Source organism: Actinomadura scrupuli (assembly GCF_050971785.1).
GTDB lineage: Bacteria > Actinomycetota > Actinomycetes > Streptosporangiales > Streptosporangiaceae > Actinomadura_E > Actinomadura_E scrupuli.
In genome coordinates, this window is the sequence record NZ_JBPCCU010000002.1 from 616,378 (window position 1) to 630,682 (window position 14,305).

Genomic DNA, 14,305 nt, shown 5'->3' on the forward strand with positions numbered 1-14,305 from the left:
GGAAGGAAGATCGGCGTGCCCTTCGACTCGCGGGTCGTGGATGTCTCGACCAAGGGCGATCCTGGCTACGGGACGGGCTATCTCGTTGGGGACGGTCTGGTGCTGACCGCCCTGCACGTGGTGGCTCAGGGTGCCCCCGCCGCCGAGCCGACGGCTGAACAGACGAGCGCAGGACCGATACGGCCGCACGGTGGGATCACAGTGCGGATCCTGGGCACCGATCGGTGGTTGGACAGCGAGCTCGTGTGGCCGCTGAACGGTGAGACCGCCGCCGTGGACGCCGCTTTGCTCCGCATTACCGACATCACCGGTGACGGGCGGCTAACCCCTCCGGCGGCGCGTTGGGGACGCCCGGTCACCGCGGCGATGATGGACTGCCACAGCACCGGCTTCCCGGTGGCACAGCGGCGCTTCGGCAACGTGCGCGACACCGAGGAACTCCATGCCCAGGTCGCCCCGCTCACCCGGTCCAGAGACGGCCACTTCCAACTGTCGGTCGAGCGGGACCTACCCGACCTACCGGGGTCCGGTTCCCGGGCCCCGGGCGTCGAAGAGACCTCGCCGTGGAGTGGGATGTCGGGGGCGGCCCTGCTGTGTTCGGGAATGGTGGTCGGCCTGCTGATCGAGGATCGGCGACGATACGGGCCGGCAAGCCGCCGGCTGACGGCCGTCCGCACCGAACGGTTGTTCACCGAGCCCGGATTCCGGACGGCGATTCGCGGAAACCACGACACCGAGCCGATCCTGGAGGCGGTCGAGTTCGCGCACGTGCTGGCACCGCCTGCCGTCCCACGCCGCCCCGGCTCGGTGGCGGGTCTGCTCCGCGCAGACCATGAAATCGTCCGCTTCCGCGGGCGCGCCACCGAAATCGAGCGCCTACGGGCCTGGTGCGACGGTGACGGTGTCTCCGTACGCTTGCTCATCGGTCCCGGAGGCGCGGGCAAGACTCGGCTCGCCCGGGAATTGGCCGCCCGGCTGCAGCGTTCCGGCTGGACGAGCGGGCTGTGGCTTGGCGACTCCGGCACCGAGACTCTCCGCGCCTACCTCACAGACCTGCACATTCCCACTCTGCTCGTGATCGACTACGCGGAGCAGCGGGCGAACGCCGTGCGGCAGATCATCCGCGCGGCGCAGGGTCACCGGCACACCGTCCCGCTGCGGGTTCTCCTCGTCGCACGCTCGGCCGACGGCTGGTGGGAGAACACGAAGCGAAGCGGTGAAGCCGCAGTGCGCGACATGCTCGGTACAGCGGAGATCGATCCGCTCTCTCCACTGGCGGCCGATCCCGACGATCGACAGGCGTTCTTCGCCGAGGCGGTCGAGGACCTGGGTGCCGCGCTGCGCAAGATCACGCCGGACTGTCAGCCGACCCCGGTGCAGCCTCCTGACCTGACCACCGACGCATACGGTTCAGTGCTCACGATTCAGACGGAAGCGCTCGCCCGGCTGCTCTCTCCGAGCAGGAAGGGCGATTCCGCCTCCGCCGAGGATGTCGTGCTCGATCACGAACAGGTCTACTGGACGAGGACTGCCCCCGAGCACGGCGTCACCGTCCATCCGCGTACCCAGCGGCTCGCGGTCGCCGTGGCGGCCCTGTGCGGCAGCGCAGGCGAGAGTGAGGCAGTGCGGCTGCTCGAGCACGTGCCAGGCCTGCACGACCAGAGCCATGACCAGCGCCTACGGGTCGCGACCTGGTTGCGTGACCTGTATCCCGCCGAGGGCGCCGCCGGCGCCGCCTTCTGGGGGTCGCTGCAACCGGACCTGCTCAGCGAGCACCTCATCGGGACGGTCGCCCAAGACGACAGAGACCTGTTGTTCCGAATCGTTCGCCAGGCGGCTCCCGGTCAGGTCGAACGAGCGACCATCGTGCTGGCCCGCGCATCGATGCACCAGCCGCACATCGCCGAAGGGCTGACCAGGCTGCTCGCGACACTGCCGCCCGATCTTGAGCCGCTCGCAGACCCGGCGCAGTTCATCGAACGTGCCCGAGGCCGCGGCCCGGGGGCAGTGCGGGCCAGCGGGTACTTCTGCGGACGGACGAGGCCGCTGCGCGAGTTGTCCGGCTGGATCGACGGCCCGCTCCGTACGGGCGATTCGGTGCGCGTCGTGACCGGCGGTGCGGGCTCGGGAAAATCCACCCTGATCGCGATGCTCATGTGCGCGACCCACCCTGAACTGCGCGCGGCGGCCCGGCCGATCTGGTCACGCGCCGCGTACACCCCTCGACCACAGCGGACCGTGGTCGCGCTGTACGCGCGCGACCGTGACCTCGAAGCGATCCGGGCCGCATTGGCACGCCAGGTCGGCCTGATCGGCCTGGGCGAACCCACGCCCGATCTCGAAACGGTCCTCACCCATTTGGGGAACCTGCCGGAGCCACCGCTGGTGGTGCTCGACGGTATCGACGAATCCCCGGACGCCTCGTCCGTGGTCACGACGCTGCTTCAGCCGCTGGCCCTGGGCTCCCGCTCCGACGGAGGCCCGCTGTGCCGGCTGCTCCTGGGAGCCCGGCCAGGGCTCTCCGCGCTGCTGGACTGGGCGGCGGGCCGAGTCGTCGACCTGAGCCTGGTACCCGAGGACGAACTCCGTGCCGACCTCACCGCATATCTGACGAGCGTGCTGTCGACCGACGACCGGTACAACCCCGCAGAGTGCCCCGGACTAGGCCGGGTGATCGCGGGAGCCGCCGCGACCACCCTCGCCCGCGAGTCGGAGGGCCCCTTCCTGGTGGCCGCCATGTTCGCCTTCCACCTATTGAACGACAGGAGAACGGATCTCCCGACGACCGTCGCCGAGGGGATGAGGCTAGGCGAGTCCGTTCCCGCGAGCGTGGCCGACATGCTGGAACTCGATCTTGCGTCCAGGAGCGAAAGCGTCTGGCTCCGCCCGGCATTGGCCTGTCTCGCCCCGGCTCGCGGAGCGGGAATGCCGATCAGCCTGATCGAGGACCTGGCGCAGGCGTTCGCTCCACCCGGGACGGCCTCGCCGGACCCTGAGGAGATCGGCGAGGCGATACGGGATGCGGGCTTCTATCTCCAGCGCGCCCGGGAAGCCGACGGAACGGCGCTCTACCGGCTCTACCACCAAGGGCTTGTCGAGCACCTGGCCATACGCCCACATCCGCCCGCCGCCAGATGGCCGGGAGCCGGGCCCGCCTACGCCGACACCTCGGCCAACCTGGTTCTCAACCGGTTGGTCCCATCCGGGACGTCTTGGGCGGATTCAACGCCGTATGCCCGCAGGCATGCCATCCAACATGCCATGATCGCGAACAGAGCCGATGAGCTCATCACGGACGAGGAATTTCTACCCCATGCCGACCCCGACACCCTGATACCCGAACTGCGGCACGCGCGATCGGAGGAGGCCCGGCTGGCCGCCGCGGTGTACCGAGCCTCAGCCGCACAGCACCGCGCACTACGTCCTGAAGAACGACGCACGCTTCTCACCGTCGATGCAGCGAGATATGGGGCCGCCTCACTGCTGGCCAGACTCAACGGCAAACATTCGAACTGGCAGGTGCTGTGGGCCAGCGGACAGCAGACCGGCCTGGCGCTGCGTTCCTCGATGAGCATGGGCAGCGGCATCACCGCAATGACGGCCACCGAGCTCAACGGACGGACCGTCGTAGTGGTAGGTCGGATGGACGGCGCGCTGGGCATCGTCGACCTGGAGAGCACGGCGCTGGTCGGATCCCTGATGATCCACGATGAGCGGTACCACGACACCCGCATTCCGCGCGGCGACCTCGCATCGGTGGTCGACGTGGACGTCACCACCATCGATGGCCGCCCCGTGGCCGTCTGCGGCTACTACGACGGCACCGTGCGGATCTGGGACCTGTCGGCTTCCCGGTCAGGGGGAGAGCCGCTGACACGATGCGGACAAGGCGTCATGTCGATCCGCTGCGCCATCGTGGACGACGTTCCCCTCGCCGTCATTTGCACCAGCAGCGGGGAACTGACCAAGTGGGACCTCAGACGACGGGTCGCCATCGGCGACTCCGCCGAGGTGAGTGATCGCTCGATCATGCGATTGGCGATCACCGAACTGAACGGCCGTACGGTACTGATTCACGGGGGCGGGCACTCCCCTGTCACCATTCGCGACCTGGTCACCCTGCGACCGATACCGCAGCAGCCCATGGCCTTCTCCGTGCACACCTATGTCATGGGCCTGGCCACCGCCGAGCTCGCGGGACTACCGATCGTGGTCGTATGCAGTGAGCAGCGAATCCTGGCCAGCTGGGACCTGGAAACCGCGGAGGTGCTCAACTGGCGCATCAACGCCCACCCGAGCCACCTCTCAGGACTCGCGTGCGGTGAGATGGACGGCAGCCCCATCGCCGTTACCAGCGACGAGAACGGCACGCTCCGGGTCTGGTCGCTGTGTGACGGCGAGCCCCTCGGTGCGCCATTGGCCGGCCACAGCGCAGCCGTCGATGCCCTGACATACGCGGAAGCGGGCGGAGTGCCGCTCGTGATCAGCGGAGACCGGGCCGGCGTGATCCGAACCTGGGATCTCACCATGTTGGAAGCACCGCGAACGCCGCAGCGACCAGGCCATGAACGGCCCATCGACGCGGTGGCGATCGGCGGTGCACCCGACCGGCCACGTGTGATCAGCGGCAGCCGAGACGGCGCGGTCCAGGTCTGGGACGCCCTGACCGGAGAACCGCTGGCCCGTCTCTTCGATCAGCTCACGGTCATGCCGAACGTCATCGCGTGTACTCAGGCGCGGGGACGGTATTTCGCTCTCGTCGCCGGGGATGGAGGCGAGAACGGCATTGAAGATCTTGTCTGGGTGTTCGATCTGGACACCCTCTCCCGGGTCGGGAGCATGGCCGGACACAAGAACGTCATCTCACACGCATCCTGTACGACCTTGGACGGCCGACCGATGGGCGTCACCTGTGCCAGGTTCGCCAGCTACGCCGGCGACGGCATCCGCGTCTGGTGGCTCGACGACTGCACTCCCTTCGGGCTCATCGAACCGGACCGAGACAACGGCCTGCGTGACCTGACCGGTGTGACCACAGCCACGGTGGAGGATCGCCCGATCATCATCGCGCCCCATGATGGCGAGGGCCTGGCCTGCTGGGATCTCGCGACTGGGACTCGCCTGGTGAACATCGAAGTTCCCGCGCCATTGAACAGTGTCCTGGCGACAATCTCCTCGGGGTCCGCTCCCTTCGTCTTGATCGCAGGCGAATCCTCAGATGGAGCCTGGGTAGTGGATCTCGCTGCTCAGCGGCGTTCCGACCCGCCTCTGGCCCACCCCGGTGGCGTGCTCGCCTTGGCCTGTTCCCAGATCGGAGGGAGGCCGACCGTATTCAGCGGAGCAAGAGACGGCACTGTCGCGATATTTGACCTTCTTTCCCGTGAACGCTTGGAGCAGTTGCATTTCCCCGGAAGGATCAATGGTCTGGCGGTGAACGACAATGGCTTGCTGGCAGTGGCCTGTGGCCAAGAGATCATTCTTCTCCGACGAGAAACTCGCACCCGATAGCGCGCCCAATGAGGGGCCATGGCACTATCGATGAAATTGTGATCCGAAGACAGCGGACTGTGGAGTGGTTCTTGATCGCTCTTGGGAGACGGTTGGGAGATGATCTTTGACCTGGAGGGCTCTGGACGGCTCCGAACGGCGCTCAACGGAGGCCCTTGGCCTGCGACGATTCTGAATCCCCAGGTCGCGAGGGTGTCCGGCGGCTGTTCGCATCGAAGGGGTCAGGGGTTCGAATCCCCTCATCTCCACCGAGTTCATGCTGGTGAGGAAGGGTTCCGGAGATCATCCGGAACCCTTTTTCGATCTTGTTGGCCGATAAGAGCCAAACGGGGAGCCATCGTCACGCGGACTTGACGGACTGTTCGCCGGTTGGGGCGGACGGGCTCGACCCGAAGATGGTGTTCATGGTCTCGGCACCTTTGGTGATGACGGGCTTGAGTTGGTGCCGGTAGATCTTCTCTGTGACGTAGGTGCCCGCGTGCCCGACGAGATCGGCGATGGTCTCGACGGGTACGCCGTTGTCACTCATGATCGATCGAACGAGTGGCGGAGTTCGCGGGGGATCCAGTCTTCGCCGATTCCCGCGCTCTTGGTGATGGACTTGAACGTTCGGCGCACGTTGTGTGCGTCGAGGGGTGTTCCGACCTGGGAGCAGAACACGAGGCCGTGTTCCTGCCATGCCTCCCCGGTCCGGACTCGTTGGATGCCTTGGCGCTTGCGGTGCTTCGTGAGGGCTCTCGCCGCTTCTGCTGGTAGCTCCAGCGTGCGGCGGGATTTCTTGGTCTTGGTGTCGCCTCCTGCCCGTACGGAGCGCCAGACGTAGACGGCGAACCTTGTGTGTCGGAACCCGACTTCGGTGACCGGTCGCCATCCGACCTCGTCGTTGACCCATGCGACGACGTGATGCCACCGAAGAGCGCGAGCCTCCTCGGTGCGGATGCCGGTCATCAGGCTGAGCACGACGTAGGCGTTCAGCCGTGATGCCTTGGCGTGTTGCAGTACGGCTTTGGCCTGGTCGAGCGTCAGGGCCTTGCTCGGCCTGCCGGCCCTGCCCTTGGGCGTGGTGACGAGTGCGGCCACGTTGCGGAGCACCTTGTCACGTGCCTGAGCCTGCCGGATGGACCGCTTGAGGATCGCGGGGACCCCTTGCAGGGTCCGGGTGGACAGTTTATCGGTGAGGCCGTCGAGCCACTCGTCCACGTCGTCGGCGCGAAGATCCTTGAGTTTCTTCTTGCCGATTCGGATTCTCGGTCCGCGCCGCCGCAACCCACTACCCAGCCGACGGCAACTGCATTTCTCCACCATCCACCGGTAGAGACACCGTCGGCCGACGCACCGGTTGACCAACGCCTCACAGCCGGGGACAGAATGTCCGCATGGACATCCGCCTGCCCAACGACCCGGAGATCGTCGACACCATAGGCCGCTATGTGATCTGGGCTGTCGACGACCCGATCAGGGCGCGCTACACGAGCCTCCTGAACGCCAACCTTCTGTGCGATTACGGATCTGAGCAGGCCGGCTTCGAGACAGCGCTGGCCGAGGACGCCCGCGAGATCAGCGACACTGACCTTGCCAAGTTGCTGTCCACGGAATGGCGTTCCCGGCTCACCGCCGCATGGCTCATCGGCCTCGACCAACGCACCCAGTACCGGCAGACCCTCGGCGAGCTGCTTCTCGCAAGCAACCTCATCTATGCCGGACAGGGATACTGCTTCGCTCTCGCCCGCTTCGGACAGCCCGAGGACGCCGAGATCCTCGTCGCCTATCTCGACCGGCACCTGCCGAGGGCCGACTGCCACTACGACCAGGACTGGGCCATCGGTGCGCTGCTCTACCTCGATGACAAGCTCGGCACCGACCATGCGGAGCGGTTCCTCGCCCCAGGTGGATCCTGGCACCAGTCCGCCTTCGCAGACCGCGATCCCACTGGGTGCCAGCTCAGAACCGCAGAACTCTGCAACTTCGCCGATCGGCTCGTGCACCTCGGCCTCAGGTGACAGGGAACAGTCTCTGTAGATACCCCAAGCCGTTGGTCTCGGAGTCATGTGTGGCCATTGTTGGCGCCCGAGAGGTGCCGCAGACCGTGGGCTTGATCCGGTTCGACGGACATATGAGATCAGCCCCGGAAGATGACAAAAGGCGGGCTCCCAGGCTTCCACCTCCGGGACACCGCCTTCTGTCCGGCGCCACGTCCCAGCCAGAGACCCGTACGCCTGCTCCCTCCCTAGCAGAGCCGGGCGCCAGAGATCCCGTATTATTACGAGATCTCACCGTACTTCTCTGGCTAACTCGCGGTCCGGCTTGTAGCGTTTCGAAGTAGATCGCCGTCGGCGGCGTAGGTGAGGCTTCCACCCTCTTCACTCCTCCGCAGGGTCGGCTGCGACGACCAGTCCACGTCCCAGCCGCAGACCCGAAGGAGACGCCTCCCCCATGCGTCAGTCGGACCGCGTATTGATCGTTGCCGGAGTCGTGATCGCTCTGGCCCTCTTCGCCCTCCTGGGCTCCGTCGTCTACATGCTGCGCTCCAGCTCGGGTCCGCAGCTGGCCGTCGTGCTGTCGGCCATGGCCACAGTGGTGGCCGTCCTGCCCGCGGTCCTGCTCGCGCTGCACGGCCGGGCGAGCAAGCACAAATGACCTCACCTGGGTCGATCTGGCCTTCGGGGACCCTGCTGGGCGGGCTCCCCGAATCGGTCCGCGAAGGTCTGCTGCGCTGTGGCGTGCACAGGACGTACCCGGACGGATCCATCCTGGTGAGGCAGGGGGAGATCGCCCCCGTGGTGCACCTCCTCCTCCAGGGCACGGTCAAAGAGACCAAGGACTCCATGAACGGTGCGGTGATGCTCCAGGGCATCCGGGTCGGTGGAGACCTCGTGGGCGAAGCGGCGCTATTTGGGCGAAACCAACCCGCGACCCTCACCACCTGCCGTCAGACGCTCACCATGACGATCCCGGGGGATGAGCTCTACGCCTACCTGGGTGACTACCCAGAAGCATGGGCGGCCGTGGCGCAGATGCTCTCGGACCGGCTGGACTGGGCGAATCAGCGGCGGCTGGACTTCTTCGCCTACACCACCACCGTCCGCCTGGCGGGACTACTCGTGCAACTCGCCGACCGATACGGGTCCGACGACGGCTCCGGAACCTGGGATCTCGGGGTCAGGATCAGCCAGGACGAACTCGGCTCGATCATCGGCGCGGGGCCCGACTCCATCACCAAAGCCCTACGCGAACTCCGGGAACGAGGCCTCGTCCGTACCCGCTACCGCAACATCGGCATCCTGGACCCGGCGCGGCTGCGGGCGTGGGCCGACGACGCGGCTCTCTGGTAGACCAGACTCGGGGCGTCCCTCTTGCCCGGTGGCGGCGAGTGGGGACTGTTGTAGGGCTGCGGGGACATCGTCTGCGTACAGCAGGATCGTGAGCGACTCGGTGGCCCGGGAGCAGCAGACACGGCCGCCGCCTGCGCTCGCGGTGCCAGGACCAGACCCTGCACGGCACGCACCCTGGCAGCTACAGGGCGGTCGCCGTCTCTTTCAGGATGCTGGCGAGTGCACCGTAGTCGACGGTCTGCCCTTCTCTGATGTCGACGGCTTTGCGGTCACCGTTGCCCAAGGCCCGAAGAAATCCCTTGACCTCCGGAATTCCCGCCGCGTTGAACACCATGAACGAGATCTTGTCCTTGCCCACCGCGATGACGGCCGCGAAGTGCCCGTTCTTGAGGTAGTGCGGCTTGCCGTACTGGAGCCGCTCCTCGACATCGGGAATGGTCTGGCCGACCATCGTACGTAGTTTCTCGCACACCTCGATCTGCCAGGGCTGTGCCTTGTTGATGTACTGGGTGACCTCGTCATTCATGGTGTTCTCCTTCACGTCGTTGCCGAAAATGATGGTCTATCCAGACCGTTGAACGTCGACCAGTCGGGTGTCGTCAGGACACGGCCGGCTCGTCTCAGGGGTGCGTGGGGCGGTAGGTCAGGACGACGACGCCCGATGTGAATGTGGTGCTGTCGACGAGTTCGACGGTGCTGGCGCTGTCGGGGCGGAAGAGGGTCTCGCCGCCGCCTTTGATGACGGGGTAGATCCAGACCTTGTACTCGTCCAGGAGCCCGTGCTCGGCCAGATCGTCGGTGAGTCGGCCATTGCCCCAGATGAGGATGTCCCTGCCGTCTTCGGATTTCAGCGCGGTCACGGTTTCGACGAGCTTGTCGCCCGGGATGAGGTGGGAGTTGTCCCACGCGGCCGGCTTTTCGAGGGTGGAGGACACGGCGTACTTGGCGATGCTGTTGACGTGGTCGGCGTAGGGGTTGCCGCCCATGGCCGGCCATGCCTGGGCCATGCCTTCGTAGGTGACGCGGCCGAGCAGAAGCGCGTCGCAGCCGAGCGTGAGGTTCAGGGCGTACGCCATGGCGTCCTCGCTGTTGTGCTGCATGGACCACAGGTGCGGGTTGTCGATGAAGCCGTCGAGGGTGGCGTAGGTCGAAGCGATGATCTTTCGCATGATGTCTCCCTAGGAGTGGGTGCAACCAGGTGCCGGAAAAGGGTGGGGGTGCGGTCAGGCGGCTGCGCGAGTCCGGCGCCAGGGGGTGCTGTCGACGAAGTGGGTGTCGAAGCGGTCTTGGACCGCCAGCAGATCCTGGGGGTCGGCGTGGCCGTGGCGGATGCGTTCCAGCAGGCGGAAGTAGGCGAACCGCTCCACGCCCGGGGTGATCACGATCAGCACGTCGGCGCCTGACCCGGGAGCGGCCGCGAAGGCGTGGACGGTGTGCGGCGGGACCACGAGGGTGTCGCCGGCCGCGACCTCCACCACCTCCTCGCCCGCCAGGACCTGCAGCCGTCCGTCCAGGACGAAGAACAACTCGGCCGAGCCGCGGTGATAGTGCGGGGTCGCGCCGTCCCTGCCTCGCCCCAAGGTGGTGCGACTGGTTCCCAGCAGGCCACCGGTGGCCGACGCGTCGGCCAGTAGCGCGATGGTGTCCGACCCGGCGCCGAGGAGCTCGGCGTCCTGCCGGCGTATCACCAGGGGACTGAAACCGGGCTGCTCGTCCGGGGGCGTCCCCGGCGGGTGTGTTTCGCTCATGCCGGAGATGATTACACGTCTGATAGTACGGCGTCAAACTATACGGTGGTACTTGTATCTGACCTCGAACTACAATGAGGGCATGAGCGCCGCAGACACGCACGACCACACCCCTGCTTCCACCTCACCCGGCACTGCTGCCGGCACGCGCGTGAACAATCCGGCCGCCGCCCCGGACGCGGTGGACGTGGTGGTCGCCGCCTGGCAGCGGGAACGCCCGGACCTGGACCTGGCCGCGATCGCGGTAGTCGGCCGGCTGGGCCGCGTGAACCTGCTCCTTGGCCCCGCCCAGGAGCAGGTGTTCACCGAGTTCGACCTGCAACGCGGCGAGTTCGACGTCCTGGCAGCGCTGCGCCGCTCAGGCGCCCCGTACACCCTCAGCCCCTCGCGCCTGTCCGACCAGCTGATGCTCTCCCGAGCAGGGATGACCAACCGGCTGGACCGGCTGGAATCCGCCGGAATGATCGAACGCTCCCTGGACCGCACCGACCGGCGCAGCTTCCAGATCCGCCTCACCGAACAGGGCTACGCCACCGTCGACGCCGCCATGACGAAGCACACCGCCAACGTCACCACCCTGCTGGCCGGCCTCACGCCCCAAGAACTGACCGCCCTGGACGCCCTGGCGCGCAAACTCCTGCACCACCTGACCGCCCCTGCTCGATGAAGTCCCGCAACGGCCTCCTCCGCCTGGCGCGCCGCGACTTCGGCCCTCCCGGCCCTGGGTCTGATCGGTCCAGATCGGCGATCGTGTCCGGCGGCAGTGCCTCGGCCACCGCCTCACGCACCCCCGGTGCGATGCCGTTGCGCGCGTTCAAGACTGTTCGCGGGGCGGGTCAACGTGTGTTGCGCCGCAGCGCGTTTGGACGCCGATAAGCCACGCGCGCAAGCCTGTCGCCGCTACCGGTGCGCCGCCAGTCCGTACATCGCCGTGGAGAGCAGGCGTTCCATCAGGTCGGAGGGGCCGCCCGGCTGCTGCGCCGCCCAGGCCAGGCCGAGGGCGAGCGCGATCACCTCGTAGACGGTGATGTCGGCGCGTACCTGCCCGGCCTCCTGCGCGCGTTCCAGCAGCCGTGCGCCGGAGGCCCGCATGGCGGCGCAGGAGACGTGCAGTTCGGAGCTCTCCTCGGCCAGTGCCGCCATGATCGATTGCGGTAGTCCCTGATAGGTGCGGGTGCCGGCGGCCAGGTCGTTCAGCCACGTCAGCAGCGCCTCGTGCGGCGTGTGCGACGGCGAGTCGAGCAGTTGCTCGGCGTGCTCGCGCATCGTGTCGAAGTTGCTGTTGAGGGTGGCTTCGAGCAGGGCCTCGCGGGTGGGGAAGTGCCGGTAGAGCGTGCCGATCCCCACTCCCGCCTGCCGAGCGACATCGCGCAGGGACGCATCCGTTCCGTCGGTGGCGAACGCCTCGCGGGCCGCGGCCAGGAGCCGTTCCCGGTTGCGTAGTACGTCGGCTCGGGATGTGCCGGCCACCTGCGTCTCCTCACGGTTTGACCTACGGAGCGGCGCTCCGTATTCTCCGAAGGGCAGCTACGGAGCGGTGCTCCGCCCTGTTGACCAGCATACCCATCGAGCTGAGAGCTTCCGGGCTTCGGCACCTGGCTGTCAAGAGAAGCTGCGGCAGAGGCGACTGCAGCACGCCGGCCGGAGAGCGGGCCGGACCGTACGGCCGAAATGAGCACACACGAGAAAGAGGTCACTGATATGCGCGCGATCGTCCCCGCCCATCCCGGGGCGGACGATGAGGTGGAAGTGGTGGATCTGCCCGATCCGCAGCCCGCGGCGGGGCAGATCCGCATCAGGATGGCCGGAGCCGCGATCAACGCGGCCGATCTTCACATCATCGATGCCTCGCACGGTGAGGCCAGGGCAGGGCGTCAGGCGCCGCGCCTCGGCCTGGGGCTGGACGTGGCGGGTGTCGTCGACATGGTGGGGCCCGGTGTCCGCGGCTTCGCCGTGGGCACGCAGGTCGCGGCGCTCACCTTCCCGCACGCTCCGCACGCCGCCGCGGGCACGGCCGCCGAGTACGTGATCGTCCCGGCCGCCGACGCGGCGCCGGTCCCGGACGGGGTCGAGCTACTGGACGCGGCCACCGTTCCGCTCAATTCGCTGACCGCCGCGCAGTTGCTCGCCCTGCTCGGCCCGTCCCAGGGCCGGCGGCTGCTGGTCACCGGCGCCGCGGGCGGGGTCGGCGGTTACGCGGTGGCTCTGGCCGCACACGGCGGCTGGAAGGTCACCGGACTCGCCCGCGCGGCCGACGACGCCTTCCTGACCAGGGCCGGAGCCGCGGAGACGCGCACGACCCTCGACGGGGCGGGCGACTTCGACGCGGTGCTGGACACCGCCCTGCTGAACGAGACGGCCCTGCGGCCGGTCCGCGACCACGGAGCCTACGTGGGGGTCTTCCCCGGCCTCGAACCCGCCTCCGAACGCGGCATCACCGTCACCTCTGCGGTGGTGGTCCCCGACGGCACCCTCCTACGCGAAACGCTCGCGCTGACCGCCCGGGGAGTCCTGGAACCGCGCCGGGCCGGCACGGTGCCCCTGGGGGAGGCCGCGCACGCCTACCGCACCTTCCGCGCCGGCGGACACCGCGGCCGATGGGTGCTCACCCGGTAGTCGGCGACTCAGTACGCCGATCGTTTTGCTTCAAGGGAGAATGCCATGCAACACACGACCTTCGGCCGCACGACCGGCCTCCGGGTCTCCGAGGTGGCACTCGGTACGGCCACCTTCGGCACCCGCGCCGCCACGGGAACCGAGCCCGCCGAGGCCCGCCGCGTCCTCGACCGCTTCGCGGACGCCGGCGGCACCTTCATCGACACCGCCGAGAGCTACCAGGCCGGCCAGTCCGAGGAGATCCTCGGCGAGTTGCTGACCGGGCGGCGTTCACGATTCTCGCTGGCCACGAAGTTCACCCACGGGGTCGGCGGGGACGCGGGTGTCATGGGCACCGGCAACAGCCGCAAGAACATGGTGCGGGGCGTCGAGGACAGCCTCCGGCGGCTGCGGACCGACCACATCGACCTGCTGTGGGTGCACCTTCCCGACACCGTCACCCCGGTGGAGGAGATCGTTCGCGGATTGGACGACCTCACGCGCCAAGGCAAGATCCTCTACGCGGGCCTGTCCAACTTTCCCGCCTGGCGCACCGCCCGCGCCGTCACCCTCGCCGAACTGCGCGGGCTGGCGCCCGTCATCGGAGTCCAGTTCGAGTACAGCCTGGTGGAGCGCACCGCCGACCGCGAGATCCTGCCCATGGCCGAGGCCCTCGGGCTCGGCGGGGCGCTGTGGTCACCGCTGGGCGGTGGGCTGCTCACCGGCAAGTACCGCACCGGCAGTGCGGGACGGCTGACCGACTGGGGACGCATAGTCCACACCGAGGACAGCCGGCAGAAGACCGCCGTGGTCGATGCCGTGCTGGCCATCGCGAAGGAGACCGGTGCCAGCCCCGCACACGTCGCCGTCGCGTGGGTCCGCGAGCGCGCCGCGCGCGCCGCGACACCGCTCGTCCCGGTGATCGGACCGCGCACCCTGCCCCAACTGGAGGACTACATCAGTGCTCTCGACGTCCGGCTGGACGCCGAGCAGTACCGTCGCCTCGACGAGGTCAGCCGCGTTGCCCTGGGCCAGCCGCACGACGTGGTCGCCTCCGCGCGCCCCGTGGCCCTCGGCGGCGACGCCGCGCGCTTCAACACCCCGATCCTGCCCGTCGCCTGA

At 67.8% G+C, this 14,305-nt stretch carries 12 protein-coding genes and 1 pseudogene; 7 read left to right on the plus strand and 6 right to left on the minus strand.

Going from position 1 to position 14,305, the window contains the following annotated elements:
• Positions 1-15 precede the first annotated feature (15 nt).
• Positions 16-5,508: a P-loop NTPase gene (locus ACRYCC_RS10565; RefSeq protein WP_433810753.1), complete on the plus strand. Its 5,493-nt coding sequence runs from the start codon at positions 16-18 to the stop codon at positions 5,506-5,508.
• A gap of 340 nt (positions 5,509-5,848) precedes the next feature.
• Here the strand turns inward: ACRYCC_RS10565 and ACRYCC_RS10570 are convergent, their stop codons facing one another.
• The gene (locus ACRYCC_RS10570) at positions 5,849-6,037 is read right to left on the minus strand and encodes a hypothetical protein (protein WP_433810755.1); all 189 of its coding nucleotides are present in this window, start codon (positions 6,035-6,037) and stop codon (positions 5,849-5,851) included.
• Positions 6,034-6,708 (minus strand): site-specific integrase, encoded by a 675-nt coding sequence (locus tag ACRYCC_RS10575; RefSeq protein WP_433810756.1) that lies wholly within the window; start codon positions 6,706-6,708, stop codon positions 6,034-6,036. Before ACRYCC_RS10575 ends, ACRYCC_RS10570 begins: the two co-directional genes overlap by 4 nt.
• A gap of 176 nt (positions 6,709-6,884) precedes the next feature.
• Between ACRYCC_RS10575 and ACRYCC_RS10580 the strand changes: the two genes are divergently transcribed.
• From ACRYCC_RS10580 to ACRYCC_RS10590, 3 genes and pseudogenes are all read left to right on the plus strand, one after another.
• A complete protein-coding gene (locus ACRYCC_RS10580) occupies positions 6,885-7,508 on the plus strand; it encodes a DUF6000 family protein (protein ID WP_433810758.1) in 624 nt (207 codons plus the stop codon).
• Between the two features lie 424 nt (positions 7,509-7,932).
• Positions 7,933-8,145, plus strand: a pseudogene (locus ACRYCC_RS10585) (hypothetical protein); the annotation flags it as partial.
• Positions 8,142-8,840: a Crp/Fnr family transcriptional regulator gene (locus ACRYCC_RS10590; protein ID WP_433810760.1), complete on the plus strand. Its 699-nt coding sequence runs from the start codon at positions 8,142-8,144 to the stop codon at positions 8,838-8,840. The pseudogene ACRYCC_RS10585 and the gene ACRYCC_RS10590, both read left to right, overlap by 4 nt.
• A gap of 181 nt (positions 8,841-9,021) precedes the next feature.
• Here ACRYCC_RS10590 and ACRYCC_RS10595 read toward each other — a convergent pair whose 3' ends face one another.
• The 3 genes from ACRYCC_RS10595 to ACRYCC_RS10605 all read right to left on the minus strand — a co-directional run bounded on the left by ACRYCC_RS10595 (position 9,022) and on the right by ACRYCC_RS10605 (position 10,588).
• Positions 9,022-9,366: a DUF1801 domain-containing protein gene (locus ACRYCC_RS10595; RefSeq protein WP_433810761.1), complete on the minus strand. Its 345-nt coding sequence runs from the start codon at positions 9,364-9,366 to the stop codon at positions 9,022-9,024.
• Between the two features lie 94 nt (positions 9,367-9,460).
• Positions 9,461-10,009, minus strand: coding sequence for a dihydrofolate reductase family protein (locus tag ACRYCC_RS10600; protein WP_433810763.1), 549 nt, complete (start codon positions 10,007-10,009; stop codon positions 9,461-9,463).
• Between the two features lie 54 nt (positions 10,010-10,063).
• On the minus strand, positions 10,064-10,588 hold the full coding sequence (locus tag ACRYCC_RS10605; RefSeq protein WP_433810765.1) for a cupin domain-containing protein: 525 nt from the start codon (positions 10,586-10,588) through the stop codon (positions 10,064-10,066).
• 82 nt (positions 10,589-10,670) lie between these two features.
• Here ACRYCC_RS10605 and ACRYCC_RS10610 point away from each other — a divergent pair, with 82 nt between their 5' ends.
• Complete coding sequence (locus tag ACRYCC_RS10610; RefSeq protein ID WP_433810767.1) at positions 10,671-11,255, plus strand: MarR family winged helix-turn-helix transcriptional regulator; 585 nt, start codon at positions 10,671-10,673, stop codon at positions 11,253-11,255.
• 233 nt (positions 11,256-11,488) lie between these two features.
• Here the strand turns inward: ACRYCC_RS10610 and ACRYCC_RS10615 are convergent, their stop codons facing one another.
• On the minus strand, positions 11,489-12,058 hold the full coding sequence (locus ACRYCC_RS10615; RefSeq protein ID WP_433810768.1) for a TetR/AcrR family transcriptional regulator: 570 nt from the start codon (positions 12,056-12,058) through the stop codon (positions 11,489-11,491).
• A gap of 231 nt (positions 12,059-12,289) precedes the next feature.
• Between ACRYCC_RS10615 and ACRYCC_RS10620 the strand changes: the two genes are divergently transcribed.
• Both ACRYCC_RS10620 and ACRYCC_RS10625 read left to right on the plus strand, forming a co-directional pair.
• The gene (locus tag ACRYCC_RS10620) at positions 12,290-13,204 is read left to right on the plus strand and encodes an alcohol dehydrogenase catalytic domain-containing protein (protein WP_433810770.1); all 915 of its coding nucleotides are present in this window, start codon (positions 12,290-12,292) and stop codon (positions 13,202-13,204) included.
• 45 nt (positions 13,205-13,249) lie between these two features.
• Positions 13,250-14,305 carry an aldo/keto reductase gene (locus ACRYCC_RS10625; protein ID WP_433810772.1) on the plus strand — a complete coding sequence of 352 codons (1,056 nt, stop codon included), beginning with the start codon at positions 13,250-13,252 and terminating at the stop codon, positions 14,303-14,305.